The sequence below is a fragment of the Streptomyces rubellus genome (assembly GCF_036323805.1).
Classification (GTDB): Bacteria; Actinomycetota; Actinomycetes; order Streptomycetales; family Streptomycetaceae; genus Streptomyces.
This window is the reverse complement of sequence record NZ_JAZDCX010000001.1, coordinates 162,155-179,202: the sequence shown is the minus strand read 5'-3', so window position 1 is coordinate 179,202 and position 17,048 is coordinate 162,155. Positions and strand designations below refer to the sequence as shown.

Annotated in this window: 12 protein-coding genes and 1 tRNA gene; 8 read left to right on the top strand and 5 right to left on the bottom strand. The window is 70.8% G+C overall.

Going from position 1 to position 17,048, the window contains the following annotated elements; all coding sequences use genetic code 11:
* The first annotated feature begins 320 nt into the window (after window positions 1-320).
* The 3 genes from V1L54_RS00765 (at window position 321) to V1L54_RS00755 (ending at window position 2,369) form a co-directional block, all read left to right on the top strand.
* The gene (locus V1L54_RS00765) at window positions 321-1,613 is read left to right on the top strand and encodes a helix-turn-helix domain-containing protein (protein WP_330115823.1); all 1,293 of its coding nucleotides are present in this window, start codon (window positions 321-323) and stop codon (window positions 1,611-1,613) included.
* Window positions 1,614-1,623: 10 nt separating this feature from the next.
* Window positions 1,624-2,229: an oligoribonuclease gene (orn, locus tag V1L54_RS00760; protein ID WP_330115822.1), complete on the top strand. Its 606-nt coding sequence runs from the start codon at window positions 1,624-1,626 to the stop codon at window positions 2,227-2,229.
* A gap of 67 nt (window positions 2,230-2,296) precedes the next feature.
* A tRNA-His gene (locus tag V1L54_RS00755) sits at window positions 2,297-2,369 on the top strand.
* 89 nt (window positions 2,370-2,458) lie between these two features.
* Here V1L54_RS00755 and V1L54_RS00750 read toward each other — a convergent pair.
* From V1L54_RS00750 to V1L54_RS00740, 3 genes are all read right to left on the bottom strand, one after another.
* A complete protein-coding gene (locus V1L54_RS00750) occupies window positions 2,459-2,755 on the bottom strand; it encodes a DUF6191 domain-containing protein (protein WP_330115821.1) in 297 nt (98 codons plus the stop codon).
* Between the two features lie 78 nt (window positions 2,756-2,833).
* A complete protein-coding gene (locus V1L54_RS00745; protein ID WP_330115820.1) occupies window positions 2,834-3,418 on the bottom strand; it encodes a murein hydrolase activator EnvC family protein in 585 nt (194 codons plus the stop codon).
* A gap of 1,397 nt (window positions 3,419-4,815) precedes the next feature.
* Window positions 4,816-7,773: a glycoside hydrolase family 48 protein gene (locus tag V1L54_RS00740; RefSeq protein WP_443076414.1), complete on the bottom strand. Its 2,958-nt coding sequence runs from the start codon at window positions 7,771-7,773 to the stop codon at window positions 4,816-4,818.
* Window positions 7,774-8,378: 605 nt separating this feature from the next.
* Here V1L54_RS00740 and V1L54_RS00735 point away from each other — a divergent pair.
* Window positions 8,379-10,127 (top strand): glycoside hydrolase family 6 protein, encoded by a 1,749-nt coding sequence (locus V1L54_RS00735; RefSeq protein WP_330115818.1) that lies wholly within the window; start codon window positions 8,379-8,381, stop codon window positions 10,125-10,127.
* A gap of 323 nt (window positions 10,128-10,450) precedes the next feature.
* Here the strand turns inward: V1L54_RS00735 and V1L54_RS00730 are convergent, their stop codons facing one another.
* Complete coding sequence (locus V1L54_RS00730; RefSeq protein ID WP_330115817.1) at window positions 10,451-11,488, bottom strand: LacI family DNA-binding transcriptional regulator; 1,038 nt, start codon at window positions 11,486-11,488, stop codon at window positions 10,451-10,453.
* Between the two features lie 297 nt (window positions 11,489-11,785).
* Between V1L54_RS00730 and V1L54_RS00725 the strand changes: the two genes are divergently transcribed.
* The 4 genes from V1L54_RS00725 (at window position 11,786) to V1L54_RS00710 (ending at window position 16,643) form a co-directional block, all read left to right on the top strand.
* A complete protein-coding gene (locus V1L54_RS00725) occupies window positions 11,786-13,108 on the top strand; it encodes an ABC transporter substrate-binding protein (RefSeq protein ID WP_330115816.1) in 1,323 nt (440 codons plus the stop codon).
* Between the two features lie 7 nt (window positions 13,109-13,115).
* Window positions 13,116-14,156, top strand: a complete 1,041-nt coding sequence (locus V1L54_RS00720; protein ID WP_330115815.1) for a carbohydrate ABC transporter permease — start codon at window positions 13,116-13,118, stop codon at window positions 14,154-14,156.
* Window positions 14,153-15,115 carry a carbohydrate ABC transporter permease gene (locus tag V1L54_RS00715; protein WP_330115814.1) on the top strand — a complete coding sequence of 321 codons (963 nt, stop codon included), beginning with the start codon at window positions 14,153-14,155 and terminating at the stop codon, window positions 15,113-15,115. The genes V1L54_RS00720 and V1L54_RS00715 overlap by 4 nt, the downstream gene beginning before the upstream one ends.
* Window positions 15,116-15,212: 97 nt before the next feature.
* Window positions 15,213-16,643 (top strand): GH1 family beta-glucosidase, encoded by a 1,431-nt coding sequence (locus V1L54_RS00710; protein WP_330115813.1) that lies wholly within the window; start codon window positions 15,213-15,215, stop codon window positions 16,641-16,643.
* A gap of 171 nt (window positions 16,644-16,814) precedes the next feature.
* Here the strand turns inward: V1L54_RS00710 and V1L54_RS00705 are convergent, their stop codons facing one another.
* Window positions 16,815-17,045: a hypothetical protein gene (locus V1L54_RS00705; protein ID WP_330115812.1), complete on the bottom strand. Its 231-nt coding sequence runs from the start codon at window positions 17,043-17,045 to the stop codon at window positions 16,815-16,817.
* Window positions 17,046-17,048: the final 3 nt, after the last annotated feature.

Sequence of the window (17,048 nt, the reverse complement as noted above, 5' to 3'; positions counted from 1 at the left end):
TTTTCGGCCAAGTTCCAGCCGTGGTACACAACTTGCCAGAGCGAATCGGTGAACTCGCCCACCTGGGCGGGAACGAGCGGGGGGAACGGGTGCACTCGACGGACAGATGGCGACGAAGCAAGGCGTTCTTCACAGAGAGGCCACCGAATGAAACCCTTCGTGATCGAACGCTTCGCGCCAAGTTGTCATGTCGACATAGCGGTGAGTGGTGAACTTGTCCCGTCAGCCACGTGGAACACAGTAGATTCGATCTTGACTGACCACGGCGGGGGAATCGTGCAGGACCGGAAGGACGCGACGACTGAGGGGGGCTTAGTTCCATGAGCCAGGAGCCAACGCACGGCCCTGGGACGACGCGCAAACTGGCCGCGCGCCGCCGCCGCGAGATCGTCGCCGTACTGCTCTTCGGCGGCGGTCCGATCTTCGAGAGCTCCATCCCGCTGTCCGTCTTCGGAATCGACCGGCAGGACGCCGGCGTTCCCCGCTACCGCCTTCTGGTGTGCGCGGGCGAGGACGGGCCCCTGCGCACCACCGGCGGTCTGGAGCTGACCGCGCCGTACGGCCTGGAGGCACTCTCCCGGGCGGGCACGATCGTCGTGCCCGCCTGGCGTTCCATCACCCAGCCGCCGCCCTCGGCCGCGCTGGAGGCCCTGCACCGGGCCCACGAGGAGGGCGCCCGCATCATCGGCCTGTGCACGGGAGCCTTCGTGCTCGCCGCGGCCGGGCTGCTGGACGGGCGGCCGGCGACCACGCACTGGATGTACGCGCCCACGCTCGCCAAACGCTATCCGGCGGTCCACGTGGACCCGCGGGAGCTGTTCGTGGACGACGGCGACATCCTCACCTCGGCCGGTACGGCGGCCGGCATCGACCTGTGCCTGCACGTGGTGCGCACCGACCACGGCGCCGAGGCGGCGGGAGCCCTGGCCCGCCGCCTCGTCGTACCGCCCCGGCGCGGCAACGGCGGGCAGGAGCGCTACCTGGACAGGTCTTTACCGGAGGAGATCGGCACCGACCCGCTCGCCGAGGTCGTCGCCTGGGCCCTGGAGCACCTCCACGAGCAGTTCGACGTGGAGGCGCTCGCCGCGCGCGCGTACATGAGCCGCCGGACCTTCGACCGGCGGTTCCGCTCGCTGACCGGCAGCGCACCGCTGCAGTGGCTGATCACCCAGCGGGTGCTCCAGGCACAGCGGCTGCTGGAGACCTCCGACTACTCCGTCGACGAGGTCGCCGGGCGCTGCGGCTTCCGCTCGCCGGTCGCGCTGCGCGGCCACTTCCGGCGGCAGCTGGGCGCCTCCCCGGCCGCCTACCGGGCGGCCTACCGGGCGCGCACCCGGCCGGAGGGCGGGGGCGGCACGGGCGGCGAGGAGCGCGGCGCCGAGGTCCGTGCGGACTCCGGCACCGCGGCCGAGCCGGTCGGAGCCGGCACCGGACACGGTCCGGGGCGCACGGCGCGGCACGAGCGCCGGGGCCACGGCGACCGGGCGGACCGCGGAGACCACAGAGACCGGAGCGAGCGGGGGGAACGGAACGAGCAGCACAAGCCGGACTCCGACTCCTACAGCTCCCGTCTGCCCGCCCAGCGGGGCCGTACTCCCGGGAGGGCACCGTAGGCTAAGACACATGAACGATCACATGGTGTGGATCGACTGCGAGATGACCGGGCTCTCGCTGTCCGACGACGCTCTCGTCGAGGTGGCCGCCCTGGTCACCGACTCGGAGCTGAACGTGCTCGGTGACGGGGTGGACATCGTGATCCGTCCACCCGCCGAGGCGCTGGACACCATGCCCGATGTCGTGCGCGCCATGCACACCGCCTCCGGCCTGCTCGACGAGCTGGCCGGAGGCACCACGCTCCAGGAAGCCGAGCAACGGGTCCTGGAGTACGTCAGGAAGTACGTGCCGGAACCCGGCCGGGCACCGCTGTGCGGAAACTCGGTCGGGACCGACCGCGGCTTCCTGATGCGCGACATGCCCACCCTGGAGGGGTACCTCCACTACCGGATCGTCGACGTCTCCTCGGTCAAGGAGCTGGCCCGGCGCTGGTACCCCAAGGCGTACTACAACAGCCCGGAGAAGAGCGGCAACCACCGGGCGCTGGCGGACATCCGGGAGTCCATCGCGGAGCTGCGCTACTACCGCGAGGCGGTCTTCGTGCCGCCGCCCGGCCCGGACTCCGACACGGCCCGGAGGATCGCCGCCCGGCACGTACTGCCCGCCGACGGATAAGGGTGCGCGGGGACCGGCGGCAACCCTGTACACTCTTCTTGGCCGGTGCGGAAGAGCACTGGTCGTGGTGGGTATAGCTCAGCTGGTAGAGCACCTGGTTGTGGTCCAGGATGTCGCGGGTTCGAGTCCCGTTACTCACCCTTGTGGAAAGGCCCCGGCCCGGGGAGACGGGCCGGGGCCTTCGCCGTCGGTGCGCCGCGTTTCCCTCAGCGTCCCCTCAGCGTTCCCGTCAGCGCTCCGGCAGCCGGACGGCCGCCGTCCCCCGCTCCAGGTCGACCGAGGTACGGTGCGGCGGCGCGCCGTCGTCCTCCTCGTCGCGCAGTATCAGCGCACTGCGCCGCTCCTCCGGCTCGCTCCGCTTGCCCGCCGAGAACATCGCGCGCAACTGCTCGAAACCGGCCGAGGAGAGCTGCCCGGTGCGGCCGGCGTTCCGCCACGGCAGCACCTCCGCACGGCCCGGCTGGAGCAGCAGCTGGTCGACGAACGCGATCAGCGTCAGCAGGATCACCAGTCCCGGCAGGGTCATGAAGACGACGAAGGCCGTGCCGCCACCCCAGCACAGGCCGGATGCCCGTACCAGCCCCGCACCGGCCGCGGCGGCGGGTCACAGCAGCTGCACACCGCGCCGGGCCAGGTAGGCCACGGGGTCGACGTCCGAGCCGTAGCCGCGGTGGCCGCGCACCTCGAAATGGAGGTGCGGGCCGGTGGTCCGGCCGGTGTCGCCGGAGGAGCCCAGCCGGCTGCCGGCCCGCACCCGTGCCCCGGCCGAGGTGGCGACCTCCGACAGATGGGCGAAGAGCACGTAGTGGCCGTCGTCCATCCGGATCTTCACCGCCTTCCCGTAGGAACCGGCCCAGCCGGCGAGCACCACGGTGCCGGAACCGACCGAGTACACCGGCGTACCGACCGGCATGGCGAAGTCGATGCCGGTGTGACGGCCCGCCTGCCATCTCCCGGGAATGCCGTAGGGCGCCGTCACCCGGTGGTCCCCCGCCACCGGACGGGCCCAGCGGCCGGTGGCCGTCGCCCGCCGCTCCCCCGCGGCGACCGGTACGGCCGCTCCCAGCGCCGCCAGTGCCGCCGCGCGCAGCACCAGCCCACGCCGGCTCGGCGTCCACCGCGCCCCGTCCCGGCCTCCGTCCCCGTGTTCGTTCCGGTGTCCGCCCAGTCGTCCGTCCCGTGCTGCCATCGTTTCTGACCTCCCGTTCGGCGGTGCCATCGACGTGTCGGTGTGATGACACGTCAGCGGAGGCGCTCCCGCATCTCCGGAGCCGCCCGCCGGGCCGCCGAACGGCGTAGCGCCCGCCCCCGGCCGCGGAGGTGAAGCGGCGTGCCCCGAGGCGCGGTTGCGGCCTCCGGCCCGGCGGCGCACGACAATCCCCTTACCGGTGAATGGACTGAACCACCCCGGCGGGTGGTCCCGCCGCCGGCGGTGACCGCGCGGCCCCGGGAGGCGCCGTGACCGGGACGTGCCGAACGGGCGAGCGCCTCCGGGTGGTTGCGGCCGCGGGCGTCTCCGCCCGGCGGCGGGCTCCGGAGCCGCGGCACGGGCGGAGACGACGGGAAGGTTCCTGACGGCGGGTACGGACCACTGCCGGGGCACCGCCACGCGGCACCGGCCCGGCGGCCGTCCCCTGCCGCGCCCCCGCGGGGCCGCCTTCGCCGTGCCGGACCGCACCGCCCGGCTCGCCGTGGGCGGTGTGCCGGTGCCCGGGGCGCCCGGCGGCGGCGCGCGCCCTCTCCGGCGCACCCGGATGCGTCCGGGCGGGGAAGGACGGCTGCGGCTTCCCTCCCGGGATGCCCACGGGCTCCCCCGGCACCGGGGAGCCGCTGGGCGCCTCACGGACCGCGGGGGCGCCCGGCGGGCCCTGGAGTCCCTCCGGCACCGCCGTCCCGGTCACCCGCCGCCGTACGGCTCACCGGCCTCCGGTACGGCCACGGCGCCGTTCCGGTGAGGCCGGTCCGCCCGCATCCGCCGCCGGGCGCCTCGTGCACCGCCACGGCCGGGCACGCCCCCCCCGGGGCGGCGGCACGCCGGGCTCCCGGCGGGGCCCGGCGGGAAAGAGGTGGGAAGGCCGCGGGAGGCCGGCCGGGCACGGCCGTCACCGGGCGGCACCGCGGGGACGCCGCGGGGGCGCGGACGGGCTCCGGACACCCGGGCCCGCGCGTACGGCCCGGCCGGACGGGCCGGGGTCACCCGGGCGGGGGCGGATCGCCGCCCGCCGTGCCCGCCACGGGCGGGCCGCGACGCACGCGACCGCGGCCGTCCGGCGCACCGGCGCCGGGGAGCTGCCCCTGGCGTCGGCGCGGGACGACCGCGGCCGTCTGGTGTGGCCGGGCAGCAGAGAGGCGGGGGAGGAAAACCGCTGCTCCAGCTCATCACCGGCTGGTGGGACTGGTGGAACGTGTGGTGCGGACCGCGTGGATCGTGCGGTGGTGCGGGTCGTCCGGCTCGTGCCGTCGGACCGCGCGGGTCGGTGGTGGATCCCTGTGGTGGTTCGGTTGGAAGGCCCCCCGGTGCGGCCGCCGTCGACCTGACCGGACCGGGGGGCCGGCTCGTGCTCCTCTTCGGTTACTCCTTGACCGTCACTCGTCGCCGAAGAGGTCCGCGTAGGTCGCGTAGGCGAGTGCCGCGTCCGCCTGCGCCCAGAAGCGGTGGTAGGTGAACGTCGGCGCCTCGCCGCCGTTCAGGTAGCTCTCCACCTTGTTGAACTGCGGGTCGTCCTCGTAGAAGGAACGGATCGACAGGAAGGTGGAGCCGGGCTCGATCTCGTCACCGTTGGGCATGGTGCCGCTCCAGCCCGAGGGGATGTAGACCTCGTCGTCGAAGCGCTCGTAGTCGGTACGGGTCTCCTCGACGCCGAGCCCCAGGTCGTCCTGGTGCTGCCACATGGCGTCGATCAGCGCCTTGGCGGTCTCCCGGGCCTCGGTGTCACCGGACTCGGCCGAGTAGTACATCAGCGTCCTGGCCAGCGCCGCGGTCACACCGATGTCGGTGGTGTAGTCGCGGACGTTGACGTGCAGACCCGAGTTGTCACCGGGGTTGGAGGCGTTCCAGTCGTCGGGCTGGCCGGACCACTCCAGGGTGGACGGGATCTGGTAGTTGCCGTCCGGGTTGACGGTGATCTCACCGAGGACCCAGTCGACCCACTTGTCCAGGACCTCCTTGGCCGTGGCGTTGCCGGACTCGTGGTAGAGCTCGGCGACGCGCTGCATCGACCAGGCCTGCATGCCGAACCACTGGTTCGACGGCGGGTCGTGGTAGACCGGCTTCTCGTCGTAGAACATCCCGTAGAAGGTGGCGGTGCCGGACGGCGGGGTGCCGTAGTTGCCGCCCCAGCTGTTGGTGGCGCCGCCGGCGATCGCGCCCTCGTCGGACTGCAGCCAGCGGTAGAACTCCATCTGCCGCTGCAGGCTCTCCTCCCAGTCGTCCGCGCCGGTGGCGCTCTTGGGCTCCAGCTCCGGGACGGTGGTCAGCGCGTAGGCCGCCATCGGGTTCTGGTACCCGAAGTGGTTGTGGCTGCTGCCGATGCGCCAGGCCCAGCCCGCGTCGGTGTCGGTGGCACCGCCCCAGGCGTAGTACCAGGACATCAGGTAGTGGGCGCTGTTCTTGCCACTGCCGGCCGGGCAGGAGGAGGCGCCGACGCAGTCGCCGATCTCCTTGAAGTACTTGTCGAAGAAGGAGTAGCGAAGGTAGTCGCCCATCTTCGCGCCCTTCTCCAGCAGCCCGGAGATCTCCGACTTCTTGCCCTGCTCCTCGGCCCACAGCTCGGCCCAGTACAGGGCCTGGATCGCGCGGGCGTCGGCGTCGGGGGCGTTGGTGTACTTCCACTGCTCGGCGTAGCCGTCGTCGTCGATGAACAGGTCGAGGTACCCGTTCTCGCCGCCGAAGGTGTAGTCGTCGCAGGTGGGCTGCGGCACGGTCTCCCAGACCGACTCCTGCGAGCCGCGCTGGAAGGTGTTGATGTAGGAGGGGCCCTCCTCGTCCGGGCCGCCCTGGCAGGTGGCGCCGGGGGCGTTGCCGTAGCCGTAGGTGTTGTCCACGTCCTGCAGCCAGTGCATGCCGTAGATCTCTTCGGTGCCGTAGGCCTGACGCAGCTCGTCCGCGATCGGGTCCTCACCCACCGGGATGTCCGGGTTGATCGCCGAGGGGTAGTCCGACGGCTCCGGGTGCTCGGCCGCGTAGGTGGCCGGGCTGGACGGGTCGTAGAAGCTGTTGGTCGGCTGGTCCTCGGCCGTGGGGATCATGTAGTCCTCCATGACCTGCCACGACTCGTTCAGCGGACCCCAGTCCTCGGTGACCTTGCCGTACATCGCCTGCAGCCAGATCAGGTAGCTGTAGGCCTCGGAGGTCGTCTCGTGACCGTGGTCGGGCGCCTCGACGATCAGCGTCTCGACGGAGTGGTAGGGGATGCCCTCCGGCGAGAAGTACCCGTTGGCCGGGTCGAAGATCTTGTTGTAGAGGTCGAGGAACCGGTCCTCGTACTCGCCCGCGACGGCGTCCCCGCCGAGCTGGGTCACCTTGACCTCGGCGGCCTCGTGACCGGGGGCGCTGACGGTGAAGGTGGCGGCGCCCGAGCCGGTGTCGGCGGCGGAGACCGTCACGGTCTGGGGAGCGGCCCAGTTCTCCGGCGTGAAGGTCAGCGCCTCGCCGCTGAGCACGGACACCCCGGAGTTGCCGTCGGTGCGGCGCACCGAGGCCGTCACGTTCTCGGTGGGCTTCTTGGAGAGCTTCACCGCGAAGGAGGCGGTCTCGCCCTGGCGCACCCCGAGCTGGGACGGGGTCACGACCACCGCGGGACCGGCGGTGACCTGGATGCCGGCGGGGGCGGACTCGCTCGACATGCCGTTGGAGTCGTGGGCGACGGCGTAGATCGAGTAGTTGCCCGCCGGGACGTCCTCCCAGTCGAAGCTGTAGGGCGCCGTGGTGTCGGAGCCCAGCAGCTCGGTGTCGCTGTAGAAGTCGACCTTCTCGATGGTGGCGCCGTCCTGCACGGGGCGTGCCTCGGCCGTCAGTTTGACGGTGCTGCCCGCGGTGTAGACCTGGCCGGCACCGGGGCTGACCAGGGTGGCGGCGGGGGCGGCGAGCGCGCCGTTGCAGCGGGTGCCGTTGACCGAGAACGCGGTCGGGTCGGCGTTGGTGCCGCTGTAGCTGAAGTTCGCGCCCGCGGTGATCGCCTCACCGGAGGCGATCTTGGTGCTGTACTGCGGGCTCTTGACCGTGACCGTCTTGCCCGACTGCGACCACTGGCCGTTCCAGCCCTGCTGGAGCTTCTGGTTGCCGCTGTACTCGTAGGTCAGGGTCCAGTCGTCGATGGCCCCGGAGCCCCGGTTGGTGAGGGTGATGCTGGTGCTGAAGCCGGAGCCCCAGTCGTTCTTCTTGTAGTCGACGCTGCACTGGAGGGCGGCGGCCTGGGCGGTGCCGCTGAGCGCCGTGGTCATTCCCAGCGGGAGGGAGATCGCCGCGGTGGCCGCGATCAGCAGCCTTTTGGATCTTCCTCGGTGACGCCTGGGTGGCGCTTCCGGTAACGGTAACGCTCGCATGCGGAGGTTCCCTCCTCGCGGCTCGGGGGTGGGGGGATGTGCGTGACGCACGTACGGAGGAACTGAACCAGTGGGAGCGCTCCCAAGGGTCAAGGTGGACATGACACCTGTCAAGGGTCTGAACGAAATGACCCTGTCGAAGAAATTCGCCCGGCCAATTCCTGAAGACACTCTGGCCACAACCGGAAGTTGCCGCTACGTTCTTCTCTCGACCCAGTGGGAGCGCTTCCACAGTCGTGCGCCAGGGACGGCGCATTCGACCGACAGGAGCCGCTTCATGTACCCCCCACCGCGCCCTCGGGCGTTGAACACCACTGCAAACGCGGCGCTCGCCGCCGCCTCTCCGCACGGCCCCCGTGGCCGGTTCAGTACGCCTCGGCACGTTCCGCACGCCCCGGGCATCCATACCGGGGCACGCTCCCGGCGGGTTCGCCGGGAGGCGGGACCGGAGCGCGGTGTCGCTCCGTGGAACGACGGCGGTCGTTCCCCACCACAGCGGAGGCCGCCCTTCCCGGGTACGCACCCGTGACACGACCGCACCCCCCGATACACGGAGCTGGGCTCCGCCGTCATCCGGAGGAAAACCGGAAGGAAGAGAAGATCGCATGACAGGCACCAGAACGCCGGCGCGCAAGCGTCGGACGGCGTTACTGGCCGCGGGCGCGCTGCTCGGCGGCACGCTCGGGGCAGGCGCCCTGATGCAGGGAACCGCCTCGGCGGCACCCGCATGTACGGTCGACTACAAGATCGCGAACGAGTGGGGCTCCGGCTTCAGCGCCTCGGTCAAGGTGACGAACAGCGCCGCCGCCACTCTGAGCAACTGGAAGGTGGAATGGGAGTTCGCGGGCTCCCAGCAGGTGAGCCAGGGCTGGAGCGCCTCGGTGACCCAGAGCGGCAAGAGGGTCACCGCCAGCGCCCCGTCCTGGAACTCCACACTCTCCACGGGCGCGTCCGCCGAGTTCGGCTTCAACGCCTCGTACTCCGGGACGAACTCGATCCCCAGCTCGTTCACGCTGAACGGCGTCACCTGCAACGTCGACTCCGGCTCGGACGACGACAACGACGACGACGACAACGACAACGACAACGGCGCAGCGGCTCGCGTGGACAACCCGTTCGAGGGTGCCCAGCTCTACGTGAACGAGGACTGGTCGCGCCAGGCCGCCGCCAGCGGCGGCGAGGCGATCGCCGACGAGCCGACCGCGGTGTGGCTGGACCGCATCGCCGCGATCGAGTCCGGTTCCGCCGGCGAGAACACCATGGGTCTGCGGGACCACCTGGACGCCGCCCTCGAGCAGGGTGCCGACGCGCTCCAGATGGTGACCTACAACCTGCCCGGCCGTGACTGCGCCGCGCTGGCCTCCCAGGGTGAGCTCGGTCCGGACGAGATCGACAAGTACAAGAACGAGTTCATCGACCCGATCGCCGAGATCCTGTCCGACCCGAAGTACGCGGACCTGCGGATCATCAACGTCGTCGAGATCGACTCGCTGCCCAACCTGATCACCAACGTGGGCAGCCGCGAGACCGCCACCGAGAACTGCGACGAGATGCTGGCCAACGGCAACTACGTCGAGGGCGTCGGCTACGCGCTCGCCACCCTCGGTGACATCGAGAACGTCTACAACTACATCGACATCGGCCACCACGGCTGGATCGGCTGGGACGACAACTTCTCCGCCACCGCCGAGCTGCTGTACGAGGCCTCCAACACCGCGGGCGCCACGGTGGACGACGTCGCCGGCTTCGCCGCCAACACCGCCAACTACGGTGCCACCGTCGAGCCGTACTTCTCCATCGACGACACCGTGAACGGCACCCCGATCCGCGAGGAGTCCTCGTGGGTCGACTGGAACCGCTACGTGGACGAGCAGTCCTTCGCCCAGGCCTTCCGCGAGGAGGCCATCAGCGTCGGCTTCAACTCGGACGTCGGCGTGATCATCGACACCTCCCGCAACGGCTGGGGCGGCCCGGACCGGCCCACCGGCCCGGCCTCGAAGAACGGCACGGCCGACGAGTACGTCGACGGCAGCCGCATCGACCGCCGCATCCACCTGGGCAACTGGTGCAACCAGGCCGGTGCCGGCCTCGGTGAGCGGCCGACCGCCTCGCCCGCCACGGGGATCGACGCCTACGCGTGGATCAAGCCCCCGGGGGAGTCGGACGGTACCGGTGAGGACATCGCGAACGACGAGGGCAAGAAGCCCGACGGGATGTGCGACCCGGACTACCAGGGCAACCCGCGCAACCAGAACAACCCGTCCGGCGCCCTGCCGAACGCTCCCGTCTCGGGTCACTGGTTCCAGGCCCAGTTCGAGGAGCTGCTGGAGAACGCCTACCCGCCGGTCAACTGATCACCCGCTGAGGTGAGACAGGAAGAACGGTAGACGGAGCACACCGGGGGCCGGTCGGTACGCCGACCGGCCCCTTCGCCGTATGCTCGGCATATCGCGCGTCTCGTCCCCGCATCCCCCGGAGGGGGTCCGCCGTGAAGCGAACGCATCGAACACCGCGCACCCCGCGGACGGGACGGACCGACCGCACCGGCGAAGGTCCCGGCCGCACGGGGGCGCCGGGAGATTCCGTACCGGGGAATTCCACGCCGCGGGGGTCCGCACCGGGGGAGCCGGCACCCGAGGAGCCGGCGGAACCGGTGGAGAACACCCCGGCCCCCCGGCTACGAGGAGGTCCGGCGGACCAGCTCGGTCGGCAGCACCCGGCTCCGGCTCCCGCCCTGTCCCTCCTTGCGCCCCGCGAGCTGCTCCAGCAGCACCCGGACCATCGCCCGGCCCATCTCCTCGATCGGCTGCCGCACGCTCGTCAGCGGCGGATCCATGTGGCGGGCCACGGCCGAGTCGTCGAAGCCGACCAGCGCCACGTCCTCGGGCACCCGGCGGCCCGACTCGCGCAGCACGGCCCGGGCGCCGGCGGCCATCACGTCGGAGGCGCAGAAGACGGCGTCCAGGTCGGGACGCCTGGCCAGCAGCTCCCGGGCGGCGCGGCGGCCGCCCTCCTCGGTGAAGTCGCCTCCGCCGACCAGCCGCTCGTCCTCCTCCAGGCCGGCGGCCCGCAACGCGTCGCGGTATCCCTGCAGACGGCACTGGGCCACGTACATGTCCGGCGGACCGGTGATGGTGGCCACCGCCCGGCGGCCGCGGCCGATCAGGTGCTCCACGGCGGCCTGCGCACCACCGGTGTTGTCGCAGTCCACATAGGGCACCGGCTCCTCACCGCTGCGGCGGCCGCTGAGCACCGCGGGCATCTCGATCTGCTGCAGCAGATCGGGCAGGGGATCGTCGGCGTGCACGGACAGCAGCAGGACGCCGTCCACCCGGTGGGCACCCACGTAGTGGGCGAAACGGTCGCGCTCCTTGGGGGTGCGGAGGAGGGTGAGCAGGAGCTGCATGTCGGTGTCGGCGAGCTCCGTGCTGACCCCGCGGATGATACCCGAGAAGTACGGTTCGGCGAAAAGCCTGGTCTCCGCCTCGGGAATCACCAGTGCGATCGCGTCGGTACTGCCCGCCGCGAGCGCCCGTGCTGCCCGATTGGGCACATATCCCAGTTCGGCGATCGCCCGCTGGACGGCGGTGCGAGTCTGGTCGCTGACGTTGGCGGCGCCGTTGATGACCCGGGAGACGGTGCCGCGGCCGACCCCCGCGTAGGCGGCGACCTGTTCCAAAGTGGGCCGCTGCCCCCGCCGTCCGCTCACTGTCATGACCGCCTCCCCGGGTCGTACCAGCTCAAGTGCACAGGACCCGTCCGTCCCGCGCATAAGTATCGATCAGCCATTGAAGCTAACAGCCGGATAACTGCATCGGGTCAGTCTGTCCATTCCCTTGACACCCCCGCCAGAGAGCCGCAACCCTTCAACTCATCACACCTGGGAGCGCTCCCAAGGGACTTGACCCATACAGAACCCACACGTTCGCACCCCCCGAGCCGCAGCAACGAACACCGCGGTCCCCCCACTTTCCCGGCCGGGAGTGAGACGTCAGGGCGCTAGGAGGACGCAGTGCGCAACCCCCGCACAACCCGCCGAGCCGTGGCCGCCGTGGCCGCCGCGGTGCTCGGTACCAGCCTGCTCGCCGGGTGCGCGAGCGATGACGACTCGGGCAACGGGTCGAGCAGCGGTGACACCGACGGCAAGACCGTCATCACGGTCGGTCTCTTCGGCACCTTCGGCTTCCAGGAGGCCGGTCTTTACAAGGAGTACGAGAAGCTCAACCCGAAGGTCAAGATCCAGCAGACCGTCATCGAGCGCAACGAGAACTACTACCCGCAGCTCCTGACGCGGCTCGGCAGCAACAGCGGTCTGGCCGACATCCAGGCCGTCGAGGTGGCGAACATCGCCGAGGTGGTCCAGACCCAGTCCGAGAAGTTCGTGGACCTGGGCAAGGCGGAGGGCGTCTCCAAGGACGACTACTTCGACTGGAAGTGGCAGCAGGCCACCACCAAGGACGGCAAGACCATCGGTCTGGGCACCGACGTCGGCCCGATGGCCCTGTGCTACCGCAAGGACCACTTCGAGGCCGCCGGTCTGCCCACCGAGCGCGAAGAGGTCGCCAAGCTGTGGGAGGGCGACTGGGGCAAGTACATCGAGGCCGGCAAGAAGTTCAAGGCCGACGGGCCCGAGGGCGTGGCCTGGGTCGACTCCGCCGGCGGTGTCTACAACGCGGTCATCTCCTCCAGCGCCGAGCGGTACTACGACGAGCAGGGCGAGCTGATCTACAAGGACAACGACGCCGTCAAGGAGGCCTGGGACACCGCCGCCGAGGCCGCCACCGAAGGGCTGACCGACAAGAAGCAGCAGTTCACCCAGCCGTGGGACAAGGCGATGAACAACGGCACCTTCGCCACCATCTCCTGCCCGCCGTGGATGCTCGGCTACATCCAGGACAAGGGCGGTGACAAGGCCAAGGACAAGTGGGACGTCGCCCAGGCTCCCCGGCCCGGCAACTGGGGCGGCGCCTTCCTCGGCGTCCCCGAGGCCAGCAAGAACAAGGAAGAGGCGATCAAGTTCGCCGCCTGGCTGACCGCTCCCACCCAGCAGGCCAAGCTCTTCGCCGAGCGCGGCAGCTTCCCGAGCACCCCGGCGGCGTACGAGACCCCCGAGGTCGCCGACGCCAAGCACGAGTTCTTCTCCAATGCCCCGATCGGCCAGATCTTCTCCACCGCCGCCCAGGGCGTGCCCACCCAGGTCATCGGTCCGAAGGACCAGGTGATCCAGGAGAACATCGTCAACACCGGTCTGCTCCAGGTCGACCAGAAGGGTGTCTCCCCGGACAAGGCGTGGGAGTCGGCCGTCAAGACAGTCGACAACGCACTGGACGAGTGATCGACAAGTGACCACCACCGGTTCGCCGGTGTCCGCGCCCCCCACCGACAAGGGGGGCGCGGGCCCGCGCCACAAGAGCGCTCCGTCCTCCCGCGAGGAACGGCGGCGGGAACGCCGCAGCCGCTGGTACCAGCGGGACGTGAAATGGAGCCCCTACGCCTTCGTCGCCCCGTTCTTCATCTTCTTCGGGGCGTTCAGCCTGTTCCCGCTCCTCTACACGGGCTGGGCCTCCCTTCACAAGGTGTCGCTGACGGCCCCCACCGAGATGGAGTGGATCGGCCTGCGCAACTTCAGCAGGCTGCTCGACGACGACTTCTTCTGGAACGCCCTCCAGAACACCTTCACCATCGGGATCATCTCCACCGTCCCGCAGCTGCTGATGGCGCTCGGTCTGGCCCATCTGCTGAACTACAAGCTGCGCGGTGCCACCTTCTACCGCGTCGCGATGCTGGCCCCGTACGCCACCTCGGTGGCCGCGGCGACCCTGGTCTTCGTCATGATCTTCGGCCGTGACTACGGCATGATCAACTGGGCGCTGGGCACCGTCGGCATCGACCCGGTCGACTGGCAGAACGACAAGTGGTACTCGCAGCTCGCGATCTCCTCGATCGTGATCTGGCGCTGGACCGGCTACAACACCCTCATCTACCTGGCCGCCATGCAGGCGGTGCCCAAGGACCTGTACGAGTCGGCCGCGCTGGACGGTGCCACCCGCTGGCAGCAGTTCCTGCACGTCACCATCCCCTCGCTGCGCCCGACGATCCTGTTCACGATCGTCGTCTCGACCATCGGCGCGATGCAGCTGTTCGGTGAGCCCCTGCTGTTCAACCCCGGCGGCGGCGCGAACGGCGGCGCACAGCACCAGTACCAGACCCTGGGCCTGTACCTGTACGAGCAGGGCTGGACCAACCTGCACCTCGGGCGGGCCTCGGCCATCGCCTGGATGATGTTCCTGATCCTGGTGGTGATCGGCCTGCTCAACTGGGCGGTCTCGCGCTGGATGCAGAAGAACGAGCTGGGCCGCAAGTCCGCGAGGAGGCGCTCATGAGCGTGCTGAAGTCCGACCCCGCGCCCTCCGGCCGGACCGCGTCCGACCAGAAGGTCCCCCACCAGCCCGGCACGGGCCGCCGGGACGGCGGCAGGGGCGGCAGGCCGGGGCTGCTGCGCGGCCGCGCGGCCAGCGCCGGCGGCCAGCTGCACGGCGGGAAGCTGACGTACGGGGTGCTGATCCTCGTCACGGTGATCGCGCTCTTCCCGCTGTTCTGGACGGCCGTGGCCGCCTCCCGCAACAACACCCGGCTGGCCGAGTCGCCGCCGCCCTTCTGGTTCGGCGGCAACCTGTTCAAGAACCTCGAGATCGCCTGGACAGACGCCAACATGGGGCTGGCCCTGTTCAACACCACCCTCGTCGCCGGCTCCATCGCGGCGGGCACCGTGCTGTTCGGGACGATCGCCGGGTTCGCCTTCGCCAAGCTGCGCTTCAGGTTCAGCAGCCTACTGCTGCTCCTGACGGTCGGCACCATGATGGTGCCGCCGCAGCTCAGCGTGGTGCCGCTGTTCATGGCGATCGCCGAGCTGGAGTGGACCAACCAGCTCCAGGCCGTCATCCTGCCGACCTTCGTCAGCGCCTTCGGCGTGTTCTTCATGCGGCAGTACCTGCTGGAGGCCCTGCCCACGGAGCTGATCGAGGCCGCGCGGGTGGACGGCGCGAGCAGCATGCGCGTCCTGTGGCACGTGGTCTTCCCCGCCGCCCGGCCCGCCATGGCCGTGCTCGGCATGCTGACCTTCGTGATGGCCTGGAACGACTTCTTCTGGCCGATCATCGCCCTGACCCAGCAGAATCCGACCGTCCAGGTCGCTCTGACCGGTCTGGGCCGTGGCTACATCCCCGACCAGTCGGTCATCATGGCGGGTGCCCTGCTCGGCACCCTTCCGCTGCTGCTGATCCTCACCGTCTTCGGTAAGCAGATCGTCGGCGGCATCATGCAGGGGGCCGTCAAGGGCTGAGGCCCTGCCGGGCGGCCCCCCGCCTTCCCGTCCCCTCCCGCTCCGCGCAACCCCCTGTCAGTCCCTTCCGTACGACCTTCGATGGGAGCGCTCCCATATGAGTCAATCCTCATTCCCCGCCAATTTCCTCTTCGGTTCGGCCACCTCCGCGTACCAGATCGAGGGCGCCGCCGACGAGGACGGCCGCACACCGTCCATCTGGGACACCTTCTGCCGGACTCCGGGGAAGGTGCTCGGCGGCGACACCGGCGACGTGGCCGTGGACCACTACCACCGCTGGCGCGACGACGTCCAGCTCATGGCCGACCTCAACCTGAACGCCTACCGCTTCTCCATCTCCTGGTCCCGGGTGCAGCCGACCGGCCGCGGTCCCGCCGTCCAGCGCGGTCTGGACTTCTACCGCTCGCTCGTCGACGCGCTGCTGGAGAAGGGCATCACCCCCTGGATCACCCTCTACCACTGGGACCTCCCCCAGGAGCTGGAGGACACCGGCGGCTGGCCGGAGCGCGCCACCGCCGAGCGGTTCGCGGAGTACGCCTCGCTCGTCGCCGACGCCCTCGGCGACCGGGTGGAGCGCTGGACCACCCTCAACGAGCCCTGGTGCGCCGCCTACCTCGGCTACGGATCGGGCGTCCACGCCCCCGGCCGCACCGACCACACCGCCGTACTGCGCGCCGCACACCACCTCAACCTGGCCCACGGGCTGGGCACCCAGGCGCTGCGCGCCGCCCTGCCGGGCCGCGCCCAGATCGGCATCAGCCTCAACCCGGCCGCCGTGCGCTCCCTCACCGACAACCCCGAGGACCTCGACGCGGCACGCCGCATCGACGCGCTCGCCAACCGCATCTTCGACAGCCCCATGCTGCGCGGCGAGTACGACGAGGACCTGTTCCGGGACACCGCGCGGCTGACCGACTGGAGCTTCGTCAAGGACGGCGACCTGGCCGACATCCACCAGCCGCTGGACGCGCTGGGCATCAACTACTACACGCCCGCCCTGGTCTCGGCCTCCGCCGACCAGAAGCTGCCGCGCCGGGACGGCCACGGCGGCGGCGAGCAGTCCCCCTGGCCCGCCGCGGACGACATCGCCTTCCACCAGACCCCGGGCGAGACGACCGACATGGGCTGGACGATCGACCCGACCGGTCTGCACGACCTGCTGATGCGCTACCACCGGGAGACCGGCGGCCTGCCGCTCTACATCACCGAGAACGGCATGGCCTGCGACGACAAGCCGTCCCCCGACGGCACCGTCCACGACCCCGACCGCGTCGCCTACCTGCACAGCCACCTGGGCACCGTGCAGCGGGCCGTCGCCGACGGGGCCGACGTCCGCGGCTACTTCCTGTGGTCGCTGCTGGACAACTTCGAGTGGGCCTACGGCTACAGCAAGCGCTTCGGCGCGGTGTACGTGGACTTCGAGTCCCTGGCCCGCACCCCCAAGTCCAGTGCCCTGTGGTACGCCGAAGTCGCCAGGACGGGTGTGCTCCAGGAGCCCGACGCGGTACGGGAGCCGGTGACCGACTGAGGTCACCGGTGGGAACCGGGGGCCCGGGCCGGGGAGTCCCGGGAGGGGCCTGACCAGCCCTGGGCGGGGCGCAGCGGGTGTGGGGGTGGAAACGCTGCGCCCCGCCGTCGTGGGGGGTGGCCGACTTCCCCGGGACCTCTGGGGGAAGGTCCCGGGAAGCCCGCTGAGGAGCTAGCCGGCGGCCCGGGCGGCTGATCCCTCGGGGCCGCCCGGCCCACCGTCGTGGAGGTGTCCCGGGTGGGGGGTCGCGCCGACCGCGGTGTCGGGTGTGGGGCCCGGATCCGCCGTCGCCGCGCCGGCCAGGACGAGACCGCCGACCGCGATGAGCGCCGCCGCGACCGCGTCGGCGACGGCCCGCCGCCGCGCGTCCGGCCCGCACCACTGCCCGGCGATGTGCCTCATCTG